Origin of the sequence: Peribacillus sp. FSL P2-0133, assembly GCF_037975445.1 — a bacterium.
In the GTDB taxonomy this organism is placed as follows: Bacteria; Bacillota; Bacilli; order Bacillales; family DSM-1321; genus Peribacillus; species Peribacillus simplex_E.
Map to the genome: position 1 here is coordinate 324,739 of NZ_CP150254.1, position 24,601 is coordinate 349,339.

A 24,601-nucleotide genomic window follows, 5' to 3' on the forward strand; every position below is an offset into this window, starting at 1 on the left:
TATGTGCTACCATACATAACTGGATGTTCCCACCCAATCTTTAAAGATAAAAACCAACTTCTTAACTAAATTAAGGGTTCTTTCTTTAAGATCGAGGCTGTCTTTAAGGCTGCTTTTTCTTAATTCAACTATCGGGGCAGCTAGTTGAAGAAGACCATCGCAATGATTGTCTATTTTTCGTGTATTTAATATCCATTATTGTTTAAGATAACCAATTATGAGGTAATTAATCTGTAATGCAATATCCACCAATTTGGAAATTGCTCAAATATGTTATTATTCGCCCCTTCCTATCTCCATGAGAATTTTTATTTTATTAAGTGTAGGCATTTTTTTCGATTTTTGTAGTATTTTTTATTTATCGCTATTAAATAGTAACGTCTTCCGCTACATAAAAAATAGCCTTTATTAAAAACGGAGGTGATTGTGTTGAGTTTTTTTAAAAAACTTTTAGGGCAAGAGTACGTTTCACCAGAAGAAAAAGAAAAGGCACTTTTAATCAAAGAGGAGAAACGTCAACAAAGAGAAGCGGAATATCAGATCGCCCAACAACAAAAAAAAGAAAAGCAAGCTGCTGACATGCAATTAATGGAGAAATACTTCGGAAAGAGTGCTGGTTTTTTCACTAGGGTAGGTTTTTCTCTCTATAAAAGTACAATTATCCATTTTGAAAAATATATTAAATCCCCCGATGAGGAAGTTTTAATAGCTATACCTGCCGAGTATGATAAAACGAAAAAAAGAGAAATCAAGGGCATGCTTATTGCAACCAGCCACAGACTTATATTTGTTACTAGTGGAATAGGTCACGGTGAGTTCACCGAAGCTTTCGATTATCGAAAAATGAATGGTATTTCACTAGCTCCGGATGGATTTGCTCAAAAAGAGTTATTAATCGATTATGGACGAACCCGCAAAATCTTTGACGACATAGCAAACGACGATCAATTCAAACAATTTCTCAACGTTGTTAGAAGTAAAATGAACGAGTCAAAACAGGTTACTGGAATAAGCAAAGCTAAAAATAAAGCAGCTACACGTTCAGATGATAAGTATGAAAAGCTTGCTCAAGTTGCTAAATTACGTGATCAAGGTGTGCTAACTCAAGAAGAATTTGAAATAGAAAAACAAAAGATTTTAAACTCATGAGGTGGAAATTTTGAAGTTTATTAAATGGATTATGATTGCTATTGCTCTATTTGTAATTTTATCTACTATTATCGTTACCCCTTTTGCTTGGATAGGTCTAATAATTTTCTTGTTTGGTATTTACCAAATGATTCAACGTAGTAAAGGAAGAGTGACGTTCTCAAAACCTGGATGGGTAGTTGTAGCAGGATTCTTACTTAGTTGCATACTAGCTATGATTTTTGTAGAACCAGTAAATGAAACTGTACCTAAAGAAAAGAAAGAAATTACTATTAAACAAGAGCAAAAAGAAGCTGAACATTTGGCGAGAGAACAAAAGAAAAAGGAAGAAGCTGCTCGATTAGCTGAGGAACAAAAGAAAAAGGAAGAAGCTGCTCGATTAGCTGAAGAACAAAAGAAAAAGGAAGAAGCTGCTCGATTAGCTGAGGAACAAAAGAAAAAGGAAGAAGCTGCTCGATTAGCTGAGGAACAAAAGAAAAAGGAAGAAGCTGCTCAATTAGCTGAGGAACAAAAGAAAAAGGAAGAAGCTGCTCGATTAGCTGAAGAAAAAAAGGAACAAGAGGCGGTCAACAGTGTTTATTATGAGAACTGTGATGCCGTACGATCCGCCGGTGCAGCGCCTGTATATGAAGGAAGTCCTGGTTACGGCAAGCATCTAGACCGTGATGGTGATGGAATTGGTTGTGATAAGTAAAGTAAGTCTGAGAGGACTAGTAGATGGTCCACTTTCTTTTAATAAAAGGCTCTGTTAAAGATTAGTGTTGATTTTCTGATTAAACTAAAGGGTCAGGTTAGCATTCCTGTAGTTCGTTATTTTTTAGCTTTGAAAAAAATAGGGCTCCTCAGTAAGATATGAGTAAGACACCACTCTAACTCAAAACCTTAGCAGGAACCCTAATATGAAGTGAAAAAAACAAACCTGGAACACTTGTTTCGAAATTGGAAGACAATCTTGGATAGTGGGAGTCGTCTGTATACCATTAACTAGCGTGCAATTTTACAATCACTCTAGTTCCTTCATCAGGCTTGCTAAAAACCTCAATCGTCCCTTTGTGAGCTTCTACAATCCATTTACATAAAGACAATCCTAAACCTGTTCCTCCTTGACTTCTTGATCGGGAATCGTCCACACGATAAAATCGCTGAAAAATAAAAGGCAAGTGTTCATCTGGAATCCCGATCCCATGATCATACACTTCGATATAAATGAATTTTTCTTTACTGAACGCTTTGATTTCTACCTTACCACCTTCTGGGGTGTACTTAAGCGCATTTTCTATCAAGTTAATAAATAATCTTCGCAAGAGATCTTCATCCCCGTATAAAATGAATGGATCAGGTATTTGAATATGCATTTCAATCTGTTTTTTCATAATCAAAGATAATAAATGATTCCTTACATATTGGAACAACAACATTCCGTCGACTGTTTTTTGTTCAATCTGATTTGAATTGGAGGTATTTCTTGATAAATATAAGAATTTTTCAACCATATCAGATAAATAGATGATTTCTTCCAAAACAGTATGTAGGACACGTTTATATTCCTCTTCTGATCTATTTCTAATAAAAGCAACATCTAATTCCCCTCGCATAATCGTTAAGGAAGTACGAAGTTCATGAGAAACATCGGAAGTAAACTGCTGGATTTGAGTGAAAGAGGTTTCTAATCTGTTAATCATCTGATTAAGAGTTTTAGATAAACTCTGCAATTCATCTTCTGGCCCTTCAATAGGCAACCGTTCATGTAAATTTGTTGCGGTAATTTGATTGGTAGTATTGATTATTTGATGAATCGGATGTAACGTTTTTTTCGATATCAGCCGTCCCATGACCAGTGAGATCCCCACAAACCCGAAAATAAAAAATAAAAGAATGCTTTTTAAATTCAAAATTGATAATTCTAATATTCTGCTGTATGTTGCAACTGTAATTTGAAAGTTTAATATTCCCTTAGAACTCATTGGTGCTGACATGGCGCGTAGAGGTGTACCATTCAACTCTGTATTCCAAATCAAAACATTCTCATCCTTCTTCTCCAACACATCTGAACGTTTGATTCGTTTGCCATGCAAGTTATGAGATCCCGCGATGATTTGCCCTTGTTTGTTTTCAATTTGCCAATATATTTCTTCTTCGTTAACCATCTCAAAACTTGGCGATCTGTTAATGTGCTGTTCGATTTCAGAAAACGTATCTTTTTTTTCCAAACAATATGTAATTAAACTGAGCTCTCTGGCCAACATCGAATCAACTTTTTTGGTTAACATATCAGTAAATGTAAAATATAAGAATGCGCTAAATAGGAATAAAATGAACATAAACATAATTGAATGCCAAATCGTAATTCTCCATCCGATACTTTTAAAAAAGTTCATGATGGTTTATTTTTCTCCTTTGATCATATAACCTACACTATAAATCGTTTGTATTAGTTTTACATCAAAATTTTTATCGACTTTATTCCTTAGATGATTAATATAAACATCAACCACGTTTGTTCCTATATTATAAGCATCCAACCACACACGCTCTAGAATCAAGGTTCGAGACAAAGTCTTACCCGCATTTCTCATCAAAAATTCCAAAATTGCATATTCCTTATTGGAAAGGAATATATGGAGTCCATCTCGAATCACTTCTCTCGTAGAAGGATTCAACGTCAAATCAGCGACTTGTAAAAGAGGTGATGATTTCTCTTGATTTCGTCTTAACAGACTCCGTATACGTGCTAATAACTCCGTAAAAGCAAAAGGCTTTGTCATATAATCATCCGCCCCGAAATCAAGTCCCTCTACTTTATCTACTATTGAATCTTTGGCACTGAGAATAAGAATAGGAACATTTCTTCCATTCAACCTTAGTTCCTTAATTAACCGCATTCCATTTTTTTTTGGAATCATTAGGTCAACAATAATAAGATCATAATCTTCTGCATAAGCCAGCTCAGAAGCCATTTCACCATCATTCGCCACATCTACAACATAATGGTATTCTTTTAGCCCTTGAGATATAAAGCGTGCTACTTTTGTCTCATCTTCCACCAATAATAACCGCATCCCATTTCCTCCAACAAATTCACTCACTTCAATAAGATAATGATAATCATTATCAAATTATTTATAACAATATCTTAGATTAACATTCTGACCTGGTCAATCTAACAATAGTTTCCATTTAAAAGTTAATAAGAAAACACACTTTGGTACCACTGTTATTTCTCTGTGGAATTTATTACAAAAACTGATAAATAATCTTTTAATAGAATGATTAATAACCTAGTCTTGGCATACTAGGCCTCTATAAAACTAAATAATATGATGATAACTATCTTTATGATCATTTGACTAGAACAAGAAAATTTAAAACCTCGATTAAATGAAAGAAAAAAACGAATCATAAGGGAGGCATTTTGGAACATCAGGGCGAAAAATTAAATTTTTTTAATTTTGTTTTAAAGGATTTTTAATTTTTTTTTTGTAGCATACCACCATCGACTAAATATCTGATAATGATTATCATTATTATTTTTAGCTTTCTATACTATGTAGGATGAATTTATGGTGTAACAGGAAGAGTTAGAAGGATTACACCTATAGATAGAAAAATAAAATAATTGAAAGAATTAACTGTTAAGAATGAAATCATTTTTTACACACTTTAGATCATATATGGAGGTATAGCTTATGAGAAACTTATTATTAATTTTGGTATCAATCGTAATTCTTGCCTTATCTGTTGCTTGTACCAATCAAAAAGATAAGGCCTCTGAACAAAAGGAAAAAAATGCAAAACAGGAAAAACATGAACAACATGAAAAACATGAACAACATGAAGAAGCTGGAGAAGATGTAACAATTGGTCATGTAAATAAAAACGGTATGGAGATTAATGCTGTTTATATGCCCCATTCAGTTGAAGTAGCACCTGTAGAACATGGAGGAAAAGAAGGTAACATTCATTTAGAAGCAGACATTCATGCAACGGGGGATAATACTTTTGGATTCCATGAAGGTGAATGGATTCCATATCTATCAATTAAGTATAAAATACATCATCTAGATACAAATAAAGTGGTAGAAGAAGGAAAACTTTATCAAATGGTGGCAGGCGATCCGCATTATGCCTCAAATGTTTATATTCCGCAATCAGGGAATTATGAATTGACTTATGAGATCAGTGCACCTGATTTAGCTCGTCACGTTAAAGATGTTAAAGGTTTCTATGAACCTATGACATTCAAATGGAAATTCAAGTATGAAGAATCTAAAGAATTGTCAAATTATTAATGGAGTTTTTTATAGCTTTGAAATTCACGTTAACATGAAAAATTTAATTTATTAAGGGGTGAGGATATGAAAAAATCAATCGATAATATGATATTTAAATCTCTAGTAGTGCTCATGAGGGTATTATTTGGAGTAGGGTGGTTTTTAGCGGGATTAACTAAAATTACAGGTAAAACAGGTGAAGTATCATGGTACGAACAACCCACAGTGTTCCTTACTGAATATTTGACAAAATCATTGGATAAGCCAAATGTACCCGAATTTTATAAGAACTTTATTGAGGGGGCAGCTTTAAATCATGTGCCGTTTTTAAATTACACAATACCCATTACCCAAATAATTATGGGCATATGCTTGATAGTTGGCCTTATGACATTACCTGCTATTTTTATCTGCTTATTTATGCAAATTAATTTCATCCTTTCCGGTAATATGAATTTGCTTAGCTTAACTCTTTATACTTCTGCGTTCGGATTGTTATTCTTTAGGAAAGATGCATTGATTTTAAGTTTAGATCGATATTTTAGAATTGAAGATTTCTTCAAAGTAAAGAAACCTAACTATGTGAGATGGAATAAAACAGAAGAAACCTTGCTCCAAAAATAAAAAACTAATTTAAAAAGTGGGTTGGTAGATGTTAATGCCTTTGATGATAAAGAACCAGGTAGAGAGAAAGCTCTAGTGAAGTATGCAATTAGCAAAGCAGACGTTTTATGATGAAAGTTCAAATATGTTTCTTCATTATTTTACAAGAATTGAATTAGAAGGCTTTTTTACGGATTATAGAACGATAAGTTTGTCTTAGTCTTACTCTTTGGACATTTCACACGGTCAACCCCATTTTCATAGCACATTAGAAATGATGTCACAAAAGTCTTAGAAAAGATCATTCGTATTAAACTAACGACTTTGTTAGTCCGGCAAAAGGCCACCCAATGGTGGCCTTTTGAATGAACACATTCAAATTAGTTTTAAAAAAGGAAAAAAAGCATATGCCAATGAAGCAGGTGCTTTTAAAATTTAATTATCACTTCTTCGGCTTAGTTCTTTTTTTAGACTAATTCAGGCTATAAGAATTATTTTTATTATGAAAAGGTCTGCCTATTGAGTAATATTCAATATTATATTCCGACACCATTTCTAAGGAATAACTATTTCTTCCATCGAAAATAATTGGGTGTTTCATTAGCATTTCATATTTTTCTAGGGGGAAGTCTTTGAGTTCCTCCCAATCAGTAGCTATAAAAACCATGTCTGTATTTGTTATAGCTTCCTCTATGGATAAAGCGTAATGAATGTTTTCTCCCAAAATTTGCTTCGCTTCTTCAAGTGCTAATGGATCATAAGCCATAACCAATGCTCCTTGCATAGTTAGCTCTGAAGCTATATCAATGGCAATTGATTCACGTACGTCGTTTGTATTCGGTTTAAATGCCAATCCTAATATAGCAATCTTTTTGTCTTTTAAGTTACCAAAACGTTGCTTTGCTTTATTTATTAACACATACTTTTGTTGTTTATTTACCTTTATTACTGCTTCCAGAATTTCAAGCGATTGCCCAGCTTCACTAGCTTGTTGAATTAGACCACGAGTGTCTTTAGGGAAGCAAGAGCCCCCGAATCCGATTCCTGCTTTTAAGAATTGGGTTCCTATTCGAAAATCTAGACCCATTCCATGTGCTACATCTTCTATGTTTGCACCCACCTTTTCACAAAGGTTTGCAATTTCATTAATGAAACTGATCTTAGTTGCCAAAAAAGCATTTGAGCTATATTTAATCATTTCAGCACTTAATAGATCCGTAATAAAAATAGTTTTCCCAAAAGGTATATTTATCTCTTCAATGATAGATGCTGCTTTTTCACAATCGGACCCTATAACAATCCGATCTGCAGAAAAAGTATCATAGATTGCGGAGCCCTCTCTTAAAAACTCGGGATTAGAAACAATATTTATATTAACTTCATTTGTTAAATTCGTTACAATTAACTGTTTGATTAATTTATTTGTGCCAACGGGGACAGTGCTTTTCGTTACTATTATTACTTCTTGCTTCGTGATGTTTTCAGCAATGGTTTTTGCAGCCTCTTTGATATAGCTAAGATCAACACTTCCATTTTCAGCAGTAGGTGTTCCTACCGCAATATATATAATTTCTGCATCTACTAATGCTAGTTTGGGATCGCCTGTAAAAAACAATTGACCTTTATTAAGATTTTTTTTCAATAAATCCGCTAACTCTGGTTCATAAAAGGGAGATATCCCAGCTTTCATTAGTGCAATATCATTTTCATTAATATCATAACACACAACTTGATGACCTATTTCTGCTAAAGTCACGCCAGTAACTAGTCCTACATGACCTGTTCCAACGATTGTTATGTTCTTCATATTTATTCCTCTCATTATCGTGTTTTCCTTACATTTTACAAAGTCCATTTTATAATGAACTTTTTTAAAGGTAAATATTTAATTATAACCATTTTTTTAAAAAATGTAAAATGGAAAGTGTTGATTTTTAAAAAATACATTGACGTTGATTATCATTCCCTATTATAATCGTAATTAGAAATGATATTCATTATCAATTATGTATAAATAGACGGGGGATACTATTGTGAGAAAAAAAGAATTATCAGCTATCTTTGCTAGTTTTTTAATGGCAGGTACGGTTTTGACAGCATGCAGTACTAGCGAGAAACAGGCAAGTGAAGGTACCGAAGAGAAAAAGCAAGAACAAACAGTTAATAAAGAAGAAACAAAGAAAGAATCAGAAGTAAAAGAAGTGAATTACGCACAGGTTTTCCAAGAAGCTATTACTGAGTTGGAGAAGGCTAAAGAAGGAAAAGAAGTAGACTATGATAAAGTGACGGACCTTTATAAAAATAATCTGCAAAGCTTAGTGCAAGACAGAGATGCAGAATTCGAAGATAAATTGGATCAGCACATTACAACCGCATTACAAGCTGGTAAAGAAGGTACTATGGACAAGGTCGTTGTTAAGCAAATATTTGATAAACTAATGCAAAAAGTCTTTTATACAACGATGAAACATGATTTTACTGAAGTAGATGAAAAATGGGGTAATAAAGAAGATGTAACAAAGGAAATTGAAGAAGCGAAGGGATATTACGCAATTCTTCAATCTACAGTTGAAAAACGTGATGCTGCATATGGAACAAATATGGTAGACGTGATTGCTGGTGGATTTGCTGAGATGGAAAAAGCTGTAGAAGCGGATGATCAATTAGGATTCGCACTTGGTAAGCAAGTTGTAGATAAAACAATTATGAAAACCTTTTATCTAGCAACTGGTGCCGTTCCAAATGGCTATGCAACAAAAGCGGCAGAGGCAGCAAAGGCGGATAAGGAAGAAGCAAAAGTGGAGCAAGCAGAAGGTTGGGCCTTCTATCAATCTTTATTCAGTTATTTAAATGGGCATGCTCCAGAAGAAGCAGCCTTCATTCAACAGCAATTCGATTTGCAAACGGATAGTGCGAAATTAGATCCTGCTGAGGTTAATAAGGCGTTCGTTAGAGGATTCTCTAAAATTGCCCTTGATGAATATAAGGAAAGTGAAGAATTTTGGGGAGAAGATAAATCTCCAATAACAGCATTAGAAGGTGCCCTATTTATCGACATTATTGGTGAAGATATTAAAGGGTTAATAGGTGAAGCAGAATATGGCGAGCTTACGGAAAAAACACAACAATATTTGGAAGCAGCTAAAGCGAAGGATAAAAAAGCTGGCGAGCCATTGCTGAAAGAACTTCAATCCACTTTACAAACAGTCATTGAAAAGGCGAAATAATTATTATTTTGCTTGGGAGGAGACCTTGTGAAATAACAAGGTTTTTTTCTATGCTAATAGAGTTATACTGGTTGTGATAAAGATTCACAACAATGGGGTGTTCACATGAAGATTATTGTAACGGGTGGTGCCGGTTTTATAGGGAGTCATCTTGTCAAAAGGCTTATTCAGGAAAATCACGATGTATATGTCATAGATTGTCTTCATCCGTATTATTCACCAAAAAGAAAAGAGAAACAATTGGATCATGTAGCGAGTTTCGGATCCTTTCACTTTATTCAAAAGGACCTTTTGGATAGAGATGAAATGGAGTCCATATTTAAACAGATTTCTCCGCATGTAGTTGTTCATTTAGCAGCTTTACCTGGTGTTGCTTATTCAATTGAAGAACCTCTTAAATATGTCGATTATGATATTAAAGCAACGATTAATGTGCTTGAAGCTTCAGGTAAGGCAGGTGTTTCCAAAATTGTATTTGCTTCTTCATCCTCAGTTTATGGAAATCAATCAGGACCCTTTAAGGAGGAGATGGCGAACGGAAAGGTTATTTCCCCGTATGCTGCCTCCAAATATTCGGCTGAATCCTATTGTCATGTTTATGAATATCTATATGGTTTTCAGGTGAATATATTGAGGTTTTTTACCGTTTATGGTCCATGGGGACGTCCTGACATGGCAATTGGTAGTTTTATCAAAAAGTTAATGAATGGGGAGGAAATCACCCTCTTTGGTGATGGAAGAGCACGTGATTTTACATACATAGATGACATCGTGAATGGCATTTATTTGTCAATCAATCAACTATTGAAAAGTGAAGTCATCAATATTGGATCGGGAAGACCAATATTAATGGATACTCTATTAGCTGAATTGAAACGGAACTTCCCTGACATGAAAATAAACAAAGAAGCTTCTCGCGTGGGAGATGTTGTAAATACGTGGGCAGATATCGGGAAAGCCAAACGATTGTTAGGTTTTGAACCAAAAGTAGACTTTATAAAAGGACTATCAGAAACGGTAAAGTGGGCTAAGGAAAATGAGACGATTCTTTAAGCTGGGTCCTGCTTTTTTGATACTTATTGTTTTTGTTTTCTTAACCATTCATTATTTTGATGGGAAACAGGTATGGAAAGGTATAAGTGAATTATTTAAGCATCCTTTTTTGCTTGTAATAATGTGGATCGTTTATTTCCTTTCCTTTTGTTTAAAAGGATGGGCTTGGCAGCTTTATTTAAAAGGAAAGGCTCGTTTTTCAACATGTCTTTTGGGGATTTTATATAGCTTATTAGTGAATCACCTACTTCCTATAAAAGTGGGTGATCTAGTGAGGGTCCAAATCTTAAGTGTAAGGGACGACAAGGTAAACTATGAGGAAGCTTTACATTCAGTCGTTGTATTAAGGGTTCTGGATATGCTCTGCTTAATAGGGATTACCTTGACAGGCCTGTTAGGCCTGGATGTAAGCTTTAAATTTCCTGTATGGAGCATCATAGCCGGTAGTATCTTTTGTATGATTACTTTATCTGTTTTACATAAATATTTTCCTGCCTTTTTAAAAAGACATATCTCTTTGCTTAAAAATGCTTTTTCAGGGAGAAATGGTCTGGCTATCATACTAGTTACCTTTTTTAGTTGGGTCTTAGAAGGCGGAATTCTTTATGGTACGGTCCTCGCGCTAAAAGGAGACCTGTCATTTTTTGAAACTGTGTTTTCAAATAGTATCACCATTGCTGGGCAGATATTCCAAATTACACCTGGTGGTATCGGTAATTATGAAAGTTTTCTTGTATTTGCTCTTGGTTTATTTGGATTTCCTCTGATAGAAGGGTATACGATTGCGGTCATAACCCATTTTATGAAATTCTTATTTTCTTATATGGCTGGAGCAGTTGTTATATTAATTTATCCTGTCTCTTTTAAAACAGTGAAAGGGTGGGTTTGGATAAAAGGAGTGAGGAGAAAGTGAAAAGTGCATCAAAATTTGAAAAAATCGCTGCACGCTGTTGGAACTTATTAAATGAAGGAAAGCCATTTACACCGATTTTTGTCTTAGGAACCATGGTTTTATTCCATGCTGCGATTTTGGGCTCGCTGCAAGCGGTCCAAGACCTAATGTTTGCCTTCATTTATGTAATTCCTTTATTAATCATCTATTTTGTTTTTGATTTTCCACTCTTTTTAAGGAATTATTTGTGGATTCCTTTTGTTATTTTTATAATCATTTGGAAAGATATTGATATAGGGCTTCTTTTATTTTCAATGGCCCTTTACTTCTTTTTTACGGTATTCTTTTGGGGGACTTTATATTATCACTTGAGAATAGGGACTTCTTGGTTGAATTTCACTCGTTTTTGGAAACTTGTATTAAAAAATAGTGATTCTACTAGTGGAAACGCCCAGGAGCAATTGCCAAAGTTTTTTTTAATCCTATCTATTTGGGAAATGGTTTTTGAAACTAATCGGGCTGATGGGGTCATCAATAATCTATCACTTTTGATTTTTTATGCTTTTATACTCGTGTTTGCCTACATTCTTCATCGTTATTTATTTGATTGGAAACCAAAAGTTTATGAGACATACTCAAAAGATCAGGGGCCTCAACCAGGAGAAGCCATTTCTGATAAAGTCATTGTGATTGTAGTGGATGGAATGAGAAAGGAACGCTTTTATGAAGCAAATACGCCCTTTTTAGACTCTTTAAAAGATAACGGCACAGAATATATGAATATGGAAACCGTCTATCCTGCAAGAACCGTCGTATGCTTTAGCTCGATGTTCACAGGGACCTATCCATTCGAGCATGGAATTACCTCCAATATGGTATGGAAATTAGGGATTAATGTTGAAAGTATCTTTGATTCGTTAAGAAAAGTAGGCAAAAAGGGCAGACTTCTTGGAATCGCCCACTTGGTGGATTCGATGGGGGATGATGTAGAAACCGTTACCGCGGTTATGCATAAAGATAAAGCTGACCCTAATATTATGGAAAGGGCAAAGAAAATCATGAAAGAGCAGGACCCCGATTTGTTCGTTGTTCAAATGATTGGGACAGATCAAACCGGTCACAGCCAGGGAGTTTTTTATGATGAATATTTGCAAAAAATCCATGAAGCTGATGTGTTAATTGAAGATTTCGTTTCTTGGCTGAAAAAGGAAGGCAAGATGGACAATACGACTTTATTCATTTGTGCTGATCATGGCCAAGCAGATGGGATTGGAGGACATGGACATTTAGATGAAGGTGAAAGATTTGTGCCATTTATTGTTCATGGTCCTCATATTGAAAAGGGGAAAAAAGTCCAAGAAAAACAGAGCCTCGTGTCCATGGCACCAACTATATCGTACTTGTTGGGAGCGCCTTTCCCTAGTCATAGCCGGGGAAAAGTATTGTTAGATGCAATTAGGGAGAAGAAAGAGGAACAAGCATGAGAAAACAGCAAGTGATTGTCTTTTTACCAGCCTATAATGAGGAAGAGTCCATTGGGGAAGTCATCGAAAGCATTCCTAGACACTTCCATCAACAGGTCGAGGTTAAAGTTTTAGTTATCGATGATGGGTCAAGGGATCATACAGTCCATGTGGCTAGAAAAGCTGGAGCTGACTATATTGTCAGTTTCGAGAAAAATCGAGGTCTAGGAGCAGCAGTTCGTTCAGGTTTAAAGGAAAGTTATGAATTAGGTGCAGATATCGCGGTCATGATTGATGCAGATGGAGAATACCCCTCTAGCCAAATACCAGATTTATTGGAACCCATTTTTAAAGGAGAAGCTGATTATACAATGGGTTCCCGTTTTTTGGGAACTATAAATGGGATGAAACTTCATCGCCGTCTCGGTAATTATTTTTTTACTTTCGTTCAGAGTTTGTTACTCAGAAGGTGGATTTATGATGGTCAGTCAGGGATGAGGGCTTTTACAAAACAAGCTCTTGAACATGCAGAAATCGTCCATAATTATAATTACGCACAGGTTTTAACCTTAAATCTCGTCAGAAAGGGTTTTCGAGTGAAGGAAGTCCCGATTCAATATCAAGTTCGTTCGACGGGAGAATCATTCATTACTTTCAGAGGCTACCTATCATCCGTGATTCCGGCCATTTGGAAAGAAGTAAAAAGACCGGTTCAAAAAGTAAAGATAGATGTAAATGCTCATCAGTTGAAGAATATGAATACATATAAATTAGAGGAAGATAAATGGGGAAATGTATTCATTGCAAATAGAAATTGACAAAATAAATGATAATAAATACCATTATTATCATGTAGGAGGATTATATATGAAAAAACTATTAATTTATTGTTTTATGTTAATATTTGTTCTTACTCAATCATTTCCAATTTCCGCCAAAGCCTATACATATGGAGACCCAAATGAAGAGGCATTGGCAGAAGTATATAAAAAAATGCTTATTGAACTAGACAAAAATCCTCCAGACTATGTCACAGCGGAAAATCATTTTAATACAGTCAAAGAAGAAGTCGACATGCATATGGGATCAGAGCCGACAAAAGTTATTCTTCAAAATCTTGAAAATAATGATAAAGAACAAGTGATTAATAATATGGATAAACTCCTTGTATTAAATATCGCAAGACGTTTGGAAAATATCGATGAAAACTTCTCGGAGTACGAAACAAGCAAGCGTTTATTAGCAAAGGGATTTGCTACATATGAAGCTTTATCACCAAAAGTTGAAGCAAGAAATCCTGAAATGGATAAAGAGATTAGATCAGAATTTGATATAGCTCTAAATTCATTAGGAAATCCAGGACTTTTTGGCGTTGGCCAAAAAGAGGCTGATAAGAAGGCCTTTGATGCGAGTAAAGATAAAATATTTTCTTTACTAAAAAAAGAATTTAACTTAAAGAGTTTGAAGGTTGGACATTTTACAGGGGATTCCGCTAATACTAGTACCAAAAAAAAGGATTGGACAGATATCTCCAATTTACGAAATTGGCTTCCGCTAATGATAATTGTTGTAATCATTGGAGCTGTTGTAATTTATACGATTCGCAAAAAGAAAATCAAATAATAAAGGTTTATTAAGAACGCTTTAGATTTTCTTATATGGGGAGAGGAGAATAATCTGTGGAGATACAAGCTTTATTAATTACCTTCCGTGAAGTCTTGGAAGCGTTGCTCATTGTTGGTATCATTACAACGTATCTAAAAAGAATGGGCCAAAACCATTTTACAAAGTATGTATGGTTAGGGGCAGGTCTTGCTGTACTTGCTAGTGTAGGTGTAGCGATGCTATTCCAGATTGTACTTACAGGCTTTGCTTCAATGGGCAGCGAGATGTATTTGAAGATAGGGATTATGCTGGTTTCTGCTATGTTGTTAACGCAAATGGTTTTTTGGATGTCTAAGCACAGCAGAGATATGAAAGGTAATATGGAAGGAAAGATGGAACGTTTTATTACAACGGGCAATGTAGTCGGTATGGTGATTCACTCATTTCTGGTTGTCCTTCGTGAGGGGGTTGAGACAGTTTTCTTCTTTGCGGCAATTACTGGTGGAGATATTGGCGCTGCCATGAAAGGCTGGGGTGCCATTACTGGAGTAATTATTGCTGCCATTGTTTCTTATATCTTCTTTAAAGGAACTATGAAGGTTTCTCTTAAAACGTTCTTTAAAGTAACTGGCATTTTTATCATATTGATTGCGGCAGGTCTTTTAGTTCAAGCGATTTCGATAATGCAAGATTTAAATATTATTGGAAGTGTTATACCGCATTTGTATGATTTGACTTGGTTTCTTCCAGAACATCCAATTGATTATGATCACTATTTGCGTGATCACGGGACGGCTCCCATTTTGTCAGGAGATATTGGAATTTTCCTTAAAGCATTATTCGGATATTCTTCTATGCCATCTTTAGAAGAGGTTATTGCCTATATTGGTTACTTTGTTGGTATCTATCTATTAACTTCATTTAAGTCAAATGGGAACAATGAGAGTACCAACAAGATCGAACAGGAAAAAGAATTAAAAGCACAGGCAAAATAAATTATTTTTCTCCTCTGATAAAAAAGTACAAGGTTTTTTCCTTGTGCTTTTTCCATGTGAAGGCTAATTAATTAGAAAATGGTGATTGAGTATGAAAAGGAAAGATCAACTGGTTACACCAATTAAAATATTCAATATAGGTATTGCTCTTATTAGCATATTTTCGATAATGTTTCTATTTTGGACTCAATTAACTCATGTCAATTCTTTTGCTTCTACATGGGATCAGGTGGATTATGCGCTTGCATTAGATCGATATGATTTGATGGCTATGCAACCGCATTTCCCAGGGTACCCTTATTTTATTTTAGGCGGTTATTTTATTCATCAATTTGTCGATAATAAGGTGTCTTCACTGACTACTTTTAATATTTTGTTTTACTTTAGTGCTTTGTTTCCAATGTATAAATTGGCTAGGCATTATGTTTCAAGATCATATAGTTTAGGGATTATTTCAATAGTATACTCCTCGACCTATGTTATGGTGATAGTAAATCAACCAATATCAGAAGGCGCCGCCCTAGCTGCCTTATGGTGGTATTTTTGGAGTATTCATTGGGCGATGAAAGATCAGAGCATAGGTGTAAATAGTTTGCCTCCATTGTTTCTTAGTATATTGTTAGGAATACGATTATCCTATCTGCCATTTGCAATCGGTTTGCTTTTCCTATTTTATAAGAAATGGAAGAAAAAATATTACACGAATAAACAAATAGTTGGTTATTCTTTATTGGCGATAATGTGCCAGTTAATTTGGGTAGCTTCTCTTGTTTTTTCTGAAGGAAGTGTGAGAGGTTTCGTTAAACTTTCTTTGGCTTTTACCAGCGGTCATTTTAACGATTGGGGTAACACGGCTATTTCCAGTGATTTATCCTTTCTAGAAAGGGTGAAAATATTAGTACTTGATAATGTAATATGGACGGGTGTTTCCTCTCAAATGATTTTATTAGCCGTTTTGTACGGTATACTTGTTAGTTTGTTTATATATCAATTGAAAGGGAGTAATCTAAAAAAAGATTTCTCTCATCAATTAGCATGTATCATGGGCATTTGTTATTTGACCTGGGCTATTGTTGCACAAAATATTGATAAACCTAGACATATTCTTCCTTTAGTCATACTTTTTATTTTCGTTCTATTGACCAATTTATTAAAAAAGATAAGGAACTCTGTAATATTTATTCTTTGTTGTCTACTATTAATTACACAAACGTATCATTCTTCTATGTTGATTAAACAACAAGCGATCGAATCTCCAGCCACAATTCAACTAGCTAACTATATACAGTCTCTCGATCAATCAGCCATTGTTTATGCCTGGGAAGAGACGAGGGTTTTTCAGTACTTAAATATTAAAACTCCCTATAAAAAGGTACAAACTTATCAAGTTTTTCTACATGATAAATCCTATTATCAGAACAGAAAGATTTTAATAACGAATAAGGCAGTAGAGGGGTTTAAAGCACAAGGTATAAACCTTACTGGTAAGATTAAAAAAATAAAAGAGTTTCATTCTAATTCTATTTATGATCCGGTATATAACGATATTGTGCTGTATGAATGGAAAAATGAATAAGCTATTAAAAGAATGTGATTACCATTATATTTTGAACTGTTGCTTGGGGAATTCTATCCTAAGATAAGGCAGCTAGGCCACGATACGGAAGTGATTTATGACAGGATCTTGCAATTTGAAAAGGATGAAACTTTAGTGGTTTTTGCATTCGAACCCTACACTAATCGAATTATCGAAGCTGTTAAGCTGACCTATGAACTAGGCAATAAAATTATATTGATAACAGATCATATCTCATGTCCAATTATTTCATATGCGTCTGTTACGTTGAAAGTAGAGGTTAGTGAAGAACAATTTTCAGTAATACCTATAATTGCATTAATAGATGCAATAGTAATTGAAATTGGTAAGCGGTCATCAGAAGAATCGATTAAAAAGTTGAAAAGACTTGAAAAAACACTTATAGAAAAGAATATAACGTTTACTTATTAAAACTAAGAAAACAATTATTTTATCCAATGTAATATGGGGTACAAGCTAAATTTAAACTGGCAGCTGTCATCTATTGAACACTAATTGGCGGCTATTTGAATGCCATTCTATTCTAAGCAAATTAATCTATAAAAGGTGAAATGATTATGATAGCTAGTCTTATGAAGTCTTGGACAATATGGATGAAAATTGGAGTAATTTTATTCGGGGTATTCTTACTATCGTGGTTGGGTCCTGATGAAATTGGTCTTACTGATTTGCTTATTTCATTAAGAGAAGGTGAAGAAACAGGAAATAAGTTAATGCTTGCCGTTTTTTTGTTAATTTCTTTAAATACAGTTTTGGCTTTGTTTCATTATATTGGTGCACTGCTGTTGGGAGACGAAATCGGTGATCGTTTAAACCGTCCATGGTTAAAAATTATCATTCCTCTTATTGTTATTCCTCTCGACTATATCGTGATAAATGCTTATTATTCTTTAACATACTCATTTAGCGCATATGCGTTGTTATTGTTGTTAGCAATCTTATTATTGCAAGCCTTTGAAAAGGATAGGCTAAAGCCAATTATTAAAACAATTATTTGTTCTCAATTAATCTTTGGGATTGAATGGCTGAATGAGATTCCTTCTTTATCCCAATATGGATTTGGCCAAGGGTCGATTTCAAAGGAATTAAAAGATATAGCAGTTCAAATTGGATTTGAGCAATCTTTAACATTGTACAGTTTAACTTTGTGTTTAATTTTTGTTATAAATGCTGTTATTTTAGCTGTGTATTTTTCATTAGCTGAACAAAAGTGGCGGATAAAACAAGAGCTTCATTATGCGCAATTAGAAGCAATGCAGTCAAGATCAGGACGAGAAGCACTATATCTGGTCCATGATTTAAAAACACCTCTCACAGCAATTGAGGGGCTAAATTCTTTAATTAGTTTGAAAGTGGACGATTCTAAAATTAAAGAATATTGTCAAAAAATTTCATCATCGATTCATTCTGTTAGCGACATGATTTCTGAGATTTTATATGATGATAAAAAACATTGGTGCCGTATAAAAGATTTAGTTGGATACGTGGAAGCAAGCAGACTGAGCGGGACAAATCTTAATCTGAAAGTAGACTTTCAAACAGATCCTGAAATTAAAATTTTAATTAATAAAATCCGAATGACAAGGGCATTAGTGAATTTAATTGACAATGCTTACGATGCAGTGAATGGAATAGAAGATGGAAATATTTTGCTTAAGATAAAAACCTATGAAAATGAACTTTGGTTGGGTGTATCAGATAATGGGAAAGGGATTTCACCTAAAGAGCAGGAGAAAATATGGAAAGCTGGGTTTAGTACAAAATCGCATCCAGGGATGGGTTTAGCTTTCGTACAACAAGTTGCTAAAGGACATGGTGCATTTTTAGAAATTGACAGCAAGCTTGGACACGGGACAATAATTTGGATAAAACTAGCTGAGAGGAGTGTGTCAAGATGAACATCTTAGTCATTGATGATGATGCATCAATTCAATATATGCTAAGTGAAATTTGTGAATTTGCCGGCTGGAATGTAGATACGGCAAACAACGGAAAAGAAGGGTTAAATGTGTTTGCAGAAAAAGGAGCAGATGTTGTTTTAGTTGATTATCATATGCCGGAAATGGACGGAATAAAAACAGTGGGTGAGCTTCGTAACCTTAATGCTGATGTTCCGATACTTGTATTAACAGTCGATGAACGACAGGAAATTGCTGATCGCTTTCTTGAAGCAGGCGCAACAGATTTTGCATTAAAGCCTGTAAAAGCGCCTGATTTGATTTCAAGAATTCAACTGCATGCACGCCTTGCAAAATTAACTCAATCAGCTACGCAGCAAAAATCCAGTGAAGAAAAGAATGTATTTGTAACAAAGGGAATTAGTAAGAGAACACTCTGTCACGTTAGTGATTTTTTACACTCTAATCGTGAACCTTTTTCCGTTGATACAATTTCTAAAGAAGTTGGTTTGGCTTATCCGACCGTCTATCGCTATATTATGCATTTACTTGATGAAGGAAAAGTAGAAATTATTGTGAGTTATCAAAAAATAGGAAGACCGAAAAATTTATATCAATGGATTGTTGACTAAAAAACTGCCTTAATACAAGGCAGTTTTTTTATTATAATGGGCGTCTCCGTTGCAACACAGACCGCTAATGCAGCAAGACTTTTTTTCTTTTTTTTCTGTATTTTTATATTTTCTGATAATATAAAATTATTTTACAACACTAAAAATTCTTTAAAATTTACATGCTTTCATTTAACTTCTTCGAATAATATGAATGTATTTATTAGTTAATGTTCATTTGGATTTTGCTATCTGATTCTTTTTGCACCAGAGCGAAGATTAAAAAATGTAAACGCTTACCTATGGTGGGTTGGATGGCATGCGTGGCCATCATCGTATTAGGCGTAGGTGGAACGAACGAATCAATAATAAAATAAAAACCATGCAATTATTTTGTGAATGTAAACGATTTGTGGATGGTTTAATATTTAACCATATTTAGGGGGACTTTATTATGCAAGCAATTTTAAAAAATGATGTTCAGCAGCCAAACCAGTCCAGAAAAAAGCATCCTCCTGGACTGTATATGCTCTTCGCGACTGAGGCATGGGAGCGCTTCAGTTATTACGGAATGAGAGCAATTCTCGTTCTTTACTTAACAGCAACTGTTGTAAATGGCGGGCTTGGAGTCGACAAATCTACGGCTATGGGCATATACGGATTCTTTACTGGTGCCGTTTATATTACGCCAATGATTGGCGGATACTTAACTGATCGTTTCATAGGCAGAAGATTGGCGATCACGATTGGTGGTATTTTAATGGCGCTTGGTAACTTTTCGCTATTCGCAAGTCAGAGTTTGACAGCGCTTTACATTGGTCTTGGTTTATTGATTATCGGTAATGGTTTCTTCAAACCAAACATCTCGACAATTGTTGGTGATCTTTATGAAGACAACGATCCGCGTCGTGATGGAGCTTTCACCATCTTCTATATGGGTATTAACGTTGGGGCTTTCTTCGCACCATTAGTAGTTGGACTTATGAGCTATAAATATGGGTTCCTGACAGCGGCAATTGGTATGATTGTAGGGCAGTTAGTTTTCAACTTATTAGGCAATCGCTATTTAGGTGATATCGGTAAAGAACCTACTGGTAAACCGGATGTAACAGCTGGTCAAAAATCAGCTGCACCGTTAACGAAAAGAGAACAAAAACGTACAGCGGCAATCGTGATTTTGGCAGTCTTCGTTATTGCGTTCTGGGCCGCTTTCGAGCAGGCAGGAAGTTCATTGACATTGTATGCTAATGACCAAATTGATCGGAATGTATTTGGTTTTGAGGTTCCAACTGCTTGGTTCCAATCATTGAACCCATTATTCATCGTGATTTTAGCGCCAATTATGTCTGCTTTATGGTACAAGCTTGGCAGCTCAAAACGCGGTGACTTAAAAACTCCAACGAAGATGGCTCTTGGTTTAGTCACTGTTGGTTTAGGTTTCTTAGTACTGCTTCCTGCTGTTATGTATACAGGAAACGATACAGCGCTGAAAGTAAACATCCTGTTTATGATTGTAACGTATTTCCTTCATACATTAGCCGAATTAATGATTTCGCCAGTTGGTTTATCAATGGTAAGTAAAATTGCTCCAATCAAGCTTGCCTCTCTTCTAATGGGAGTATGGCTGGCAAGTTCCGCGGTGGCTAATATGGTAGCCGGCCAATTAGCTGCATATACACAGTCTTTAGGTTACCTGGAAATCTTCAGTGTAATTGGTTTTGTAACAATTGGTTTAGGTATTGTATTATTGCTTCTTTCGAAGCCAGTAGCAAAGCTGATGAAATAATGAGAAAAGGAGCTCGACCCAAAAGGCGCATAATGTGCCTTTTGGGTCGAGCTTTTTTATTTAGTATAAAAAAATAAAAGAATCGGTCCAAACTGGGGTAGAGGAGTCACCACAACGGCCCAAACCAGAAAGGAATGATTCTCTTATGAAACATAATCATCTTTCTTTTAAAGAGAATACCATGGATAACCGGTTTCGGTGCAAGAAATCCATCCAACTTGCTCACACCCATAAAACAGTAATGAAACAAGTGCACATCATATAAAGTTATTTATATAATACGGACTATAGTAAGTATCAAAAATAATAGAAGAAACTGATCAAAAAGAAGCCTTTGCTCATCAGAAGCAAAGGCTAAATTGTGATTCGGAATTAAACATCAATAAAAGAGAGAGCTTTTGTAAAGTATTAGCTCTCTGCACATAATTGTGTGTATTTAAAATGGATGCTAAGGACTTCTATTTTTTTTGCCCGAAAAATCATTTCACTACGGGACCAGGCACCAGGCCCAACCAGATGTAACACCCACAATGGATAAGGATAGATAGAGGCTATGCAAGAGAAGGAGGGAAGCGAATAGATGATCTAATCCTAGATGGAAACAGAAGAAGGGAAAAGGAAATCTTATCGGTATCCCTAACAACTTCTTGATAGGCTATACTTATCTAGACAGAAAATTTAAGGTCAGGTAGACTACAGATACAACTAGTTATAGAAAAGAGGTCCGATATGCGACGTGATATACAACTGAATGAACGAGCTTTCTCATCCAAGGAAGTGGCAGAAGAAGTGGGGATTGCAACTCCCACTGTTCGAAAGTATGGTCAAATCTTAGAGCGGAATGGATATGAGTTTTTGAAAGATGGAGATCGACGTATCTTTGTTCAATCTGACATCGTAGCGCTTATAGCGCTACGCGATACGGACAAGCCCCTAGACGATACAGCTAAAGACCTTGTATCTCAACAAAAAGAAAGATTAGAAGAATCCAATGAAACACAGATAGCGATACCCGATACATATGAAAATTTACCCTACGATCCCAATCAATTAAACGAGGCCCTAATGTTTTTAGTCAATGAACTCGCAGCCACACGTGAAATGAATGTCCAACTGACAAACGATATGTCACAGCTTAAAACAAAGGTTTCCCGGCTCCAGCAGGATCATCATGTTATAAGTTCTAGTATTGGAAATTCAGCGCAAAGAACTAATGCTAAAATTGAACAATTAACTGAACAACAAAATACCCATTACGAAACATTGCTGGAACAAGAAAAACAAAAAAGTGAACTCTTACAAAAAGAAATACAAAATATGCGGGACGAACAGAAAAAAGAATGGAGTTCACAAAATGAATTTAATAAACGTTTAGAAGTGACTATACAAAAACGTTCCGAAAAATGGCGGGGGCTTTTCTCCATATTCAAAAAATAAGGTGACTGTTTTTTTGCCTAGCTGTGTATTGTAGAAACATTTGATAAATCTTTTTTAAATAAATAATGATGGATAAAAGCATTGAGTTGCGAATCCACAAAACTTATAAAAAATCATAGTGTCATATATGATTCGCGTAGCTAAAACACATAATCAAGAAAAAATATTTCAAATTCACAGGATTTGGTACCTGCTATGTAAGAGCTCGGGACACCAATGTATCGGACGTTCTACCAAAGGCAAACGAAGGCCCAATTGAAATTCATTGGAGATTTGTTTAAGCGATATGCATCTAAAACAAAAATACACAATTTGAAGCAAGCAAAAAAGGCAGTTTGATAAAATGGGAGTTGAGGCGGTTAAGAACTTGCATTCAAAAACAAGAGTCATCCTTACTAGAGTTGATCCAGACAGGGATTGATCAGCTCTTTTTTTTGTGTGTTTCATATCGCTCGGCGATATAACTTGCAAATAAATTCGAAACATTTAGGTTTAATAGAAAAGCGGCGTTCGATATGCAAACATGATATACATCCTAATGAACGAGTATTCTTTTCTAAGGAGTGGAAGAAGAAGTGGGAATGCAACACCCACTGTTCAAAAGTATGGTCAAAACTTAGACCGAAACGGATATGAGTTTTTAAGATGGCGGTTGCCTATCTTTATTCAATCTGACATCGAATCGCACATAGCGTTACGCGATACGGACAAGTCCCTAGAGGGTACAGCTAAAGACCTTGTGTATCTACAAAAAGATAGATTAGATGAATCTAATGAAACAGAGCTAGCGATACCCGATATATATGACAACTTAACACCCATGATTCCAAACAAATAAAAGAGATTTTAATTGTTTTAACCAATGAACTCCAGCTACGCTTGAAATGAACGTCCACAGACAAAGGATATTTCTCAGCTTAAAACAACGGTTTCGAAGCTCCAGCAAGATCCATGTCCCTAATAGTGTTCCTTAAGAAAGGTGCTTATCGGTTCTTTTGTGTGTTTCGTATCGCTGGGCGATATAACATGAAAATAAATCCACAGAACCTTTATCTTTTATAGAAAGGGAGGTCCGATATGCGACAAGATATACATCCAAATGAATGAGCATCCTCTTCCAAGGAAGTGGCAAAGAAGTGGAGATGCAAAATCAATGTTCGAAAGTAAGTTTAATACGTAGAGCGAAATGGATAATTGTTGTTAAAATATGGAAATTAACTCCCCTTCGTTCAATCCGATATCGAAACGCTTAAAGCGTTACGCGATACGGGCAACCCCCTAAACGATAAAGCAAGAGACACTTGTATCATGAAAAAGAAAGATTAGATGGAACCAATGAAACAGAGATAGCGATACCCGATACATATGACAATTTAACCCATGTTCTCATTCGATTAAAAGAGAGCTTAATTTTTTAATCAATGAACTCGCAGCTACGCGTGAAATGAACATCTCACTGACAAACGATATGTCATAGCTTAAAAATGAACAACAAAAAACCCATTACGAAACATTACTTCAATAAGAAAAAGGTTTCATTACCTTTTTTTAGTCTCTTTTACGATATTGGGGTGTTAATAACTATTTAAACCTAAGGCAATCAAATCGAAAGTGTAAATTCTATTCAGAATCATTATTTTCAAGTTTCAACAATTTCCCGAGAAATATCTACAAATTCTGAGTAGATATCGACAAAATTAGAAGCTTCTAAAAGATGTAGTAAAACATAAGTAAATTGAAAAGAGTTAATATGGCTAAATTCTTAGCCAGGCACACTTATTGGGTAAAATTGATATCAATGCAGTAATTATTGCAGGATTTTCAGATAAAGTTGCAAAGATATATTTTTATGATGGCTTGATTTTTTACCTTACTAGTAATAAGTCGGTAACTTTAGCTTTGTTAGTGGGGTATTAAAATAAAGATTCAGATAAGAATGTAAATAACGTATATGATGACGCTTTTTTAACTTATATACAAGTTGCAAAAGAGGATTTCTATATCGAGCATAACG

The 24,601-nt window shown here is 35.0% G+C and carries 20 protein-coding genes; 17 read left to right on the forward strand and 3 right to left on the reverse strand.

Translation table 11 applies throughout. The features are described 5' to 3' along the window. Positions 1–429 precede the first annotated feature (429 nt). Positions 430–1,149 (forward strand): SHOCT domain-containing protein, encoded by a 720-nt coding sequence (locus MKY17_RS01745; RefSeq protein WP_098373484.1) that lies wholly within the window; start codon positions 430–432, stop codon positions 1,147–1,149. Between the two features lie 10 nt (positions 1,150–1,159). Continuing rightward, a complete protein-coding gene (locus MKY17_RS01750; protein WP_339201262.1) occupies positions 1,160–1,843 on the forward strand; it encodes an excalibur calcium-binding domain-containing protein in 684 nt (227 codons plus the stop codon). Between the two features lie 286 nt (positions 1,844–2,129). Here the strand turns inward: MKY17_RS01750 and MKY17_RS01755 are convergent, their stop codons facing one another. Both MKY17_RS01755 and MKY17_RS01760 read right to left on the reverse strand, forming a co-directional pair. After that, entirely contained in the window at positions 2,130–3,527 is a 1,398-nt protein-coding gene (locus tag MKY17_RS01755) for an ATP-binding protein (protein ID WP_098373486.1), read from the reverse strand. Positions 3,528–3,533: 6 nt separating this feature from the next. Next, positions 3,534–4,208 carry a response regulator transcription factor gene (locus MKY17_RS01760; RefSeq protein WP_098373487.1) on the reverse strand — a complete coding sequence of 225 codons (675 nt, stop codon included), beginning with the start codon at positions 4,206–4,208 and terminating at the stop codon, positions 3,534–3,536. Positions 4,209–4,835: 627 nt separating this feature from the next. Between MKY17_RS01760 and MKY17_RS01765 the strand changes: the two genes are divergently transcribed. Both MKY17_RS01765 and MKY17_RS01770 read left to right on the forward strand, forming a co-directional pair. Then, the gene (locus MKY17_RS01765) at positions 4,836–5,438 is read left to right on the forward strand and encodes an iron transporter (protein WP_098373488.1); all 603 of its coding nucleotides are present in this window, start codon (positions 4,836–4,838) and stop codon (positions 5,436–5,438) included. A 66-nt stretch (positions 5,439–5,504) separates the two neighbouring features. Further along, positions 5,505–6,044, forward strand: a complete 540-nt coding sequence (locus tag MKY17_RS01770) for a DoxX family protein (RefSeq protein ID WP_098373489.1) — start codon at positions 5,505–5,507, stop codon at positions 6,042–6,044. 451 nt (positions 6,045–6,495) lie between these two features. On the opposite strand, the gene MKY17_RS01775 is transcribed toward MKY17_RS01770, so the two are convergent. Then, positions 6,496–7,830, reverse strand: coding sequence for a UDP-glucose/GDP-mannose dehydrogenase family protein (locus MKY17_RS01775; RefSeq protein ID WP_098373490.1), 1,335 nt, complete (start codon positions 7,828–7,830; stop codon positions 6,496–6,498). Positions 7,831–8,098: 268 nt separating this feature from the next. On the opposite strand from MKY17_RS01775, the gene MKY17_RS01780 reads away from it, so the two are divergent. The 13 genes from MKY17_RS01780 to MKY17_RS01840 all read left to right on the forward strand — a co-directional run bounded on the left by MKY17_RS01780 (position 8,099) and on the right by MKY17_RS01840 (position 22,587). Next, a complete protein-coding gene (locus tag MKY17_RS01780) occupies positions 8,099–9,250 on the forward strand; it encodes a hypothetical protein (RefSeq protein WP_098373544.1) in 1,152 nt (383 codons plus the stop codon). A gap of 105 nt (positions 9,251–9,355) precedes the next feature. Then, the gene (locus tag MKY17_RS01785) at positions 9,356–10,303 is read left to right on the forward strand and encodes an NAD-dependent epimerase/dehydratase family protein (protein WP_098373491.1); all 948 of its coding nucleotides are present in this window, start codon (positions 9,356–9,358) and stop codon (positions 10,301–10,303) included. Then, positions 10,287–11,216, forward strand: coding sequence for a lysylphosphatidylglycerol synthase transmembrane domain-containing protein (locus MKY17_RS01790; RefSeq protein WP_098373492.1), 930 nt, complete (start codon positions 10,287–10,289; stop codon positions 11,214–11,216). Before MKY17_RS01785 ends, MKY17_RS01790 begins: the two co-directional genes overlap by 17 nt. Further along, positions 11,213–12,679 carry an alkaline phosphatase family protein gene (locus MKY17_RS01795; protein ID WP_098373493.1) on the forward strand — a complete coding sequence of 489 codons (1,467 nt, stop codon included), beginning with the start codon at positions 11,213–11,215 and terminating at the stop codon, positions 12,677–12,679. Before MKY17_RS01790 ends, MKY17_RS01795 begins: the two co-directional genes overlap by 4 nt. Then, positions 12,676–13,476, forward strand: coding sequence for a glycosyltransferase family 2 protein (locus MKY17_RS01800; RefSeq protein ID WP_057219526.1), 801 nt, complete (start codon positions 12,676–12,678; stop codon positions 13,474–13,476). Before MKY17_RS01795 ends, MKY17_RS01800 begins: the two co-directional genes overlap by 4 nt. Positions 13,477–13,525: 49 nt before the next feature. Continuing rightward, positions 13,526–14,281 carry a hypothetical protein gene (locus MKY17_RS01805; RefSeq protein WP_098373545.1) on the forward strand — a complete coding sequence of 252 codons (756 nt, stop codon included), beginning with the start codon at positions 13,526–13,528 and terminating at the stop codon, positions 14,279–14,281. 56 nt (positions 14,282–14,337) lie between these two features. Then, positions 14,338–15,258: an FTR1 family protein gene (locus MKY17_RS01810; RefSeq protein ID WP_098373494.1), complete on the forward strand. Its 921-nt coding sequence runs from the start codon at positions 14,338–14,340 to the stop codon at positions 15,256–15,258. A 91-nt stretch (positions 15,259–15,349) separates the two neighbouring features. Next, a complete protein-coding gene (locus tag MKY17_RS01815; protein ID WP_098373495.1) occupies positions 15,350–16,834 on the forward strand; it encodes a hypothetical protein in 1,485 nt (494 codons plus the stop codon). 39 nt (positions 16,835–16,873) lie between these two features. Then, positions 16,874–17,266: an SIS domain-containing protein gene (locus MKY17_RS01820; protein ID WP_286177227.1), complete on the forward strand. Its 393-nt coding sequence runs from the start codon at positions 16,874–16,876 to the stop codon at positions 17,264–17,266. A gap of 146 nt (positions 17,267–17,412) precedes the next feature. Continuing rightward, positions 17,413–18,753, forward strand: a complete 1,341-nt coding sequence (locus tag MKY17_RS01825; RefSeq protein WP_286177228.1) for a HAMP domain-containing sensor histidine kinase — start codon at positions 17,413–17,415, stop codon at positions 18,751–18,753. Next, the gene (locus tag MKY17_RS01830; protein ID WP_098373496.1) at positions 18,750–19,385 is read left to right on the forward strand and encodes a response regulator; all 636 of its coding nucleotides are present in this window, start codon (positions 18,750–18,752) and stop codon (positions 19,383–19,385) included. The genes MKY17_RS01825 and MKY17_RS01830 overlap by 4 nt, the downstream gene beginning before the upstream one ends. A gap of 433 nt (positions 19,386–19,818) precedes the next feature. Then, positions 19,819–21,150, forward strand: a complete 1,332-nt coding sequence (locus tag MKY17_RS01835; protein ID WP_098373497.1) for a peptide MFS transporter — start codon at positions 19,819–19,821, stop codon at positions 21,148–21,150. 729 nt (positions 21,151–21,879) lie between these two features. Continuing rightward, entirely contained in the window at positions 21,880–22,587 is a 708-nt protein-coding gene (locus MKY17_RS01840) for a hypothetical protein (RefSeq protein WP_098373498.1), read from the forward strand. Positions 22,588–24,601: the final 2,014 nt, after the last annotated feature.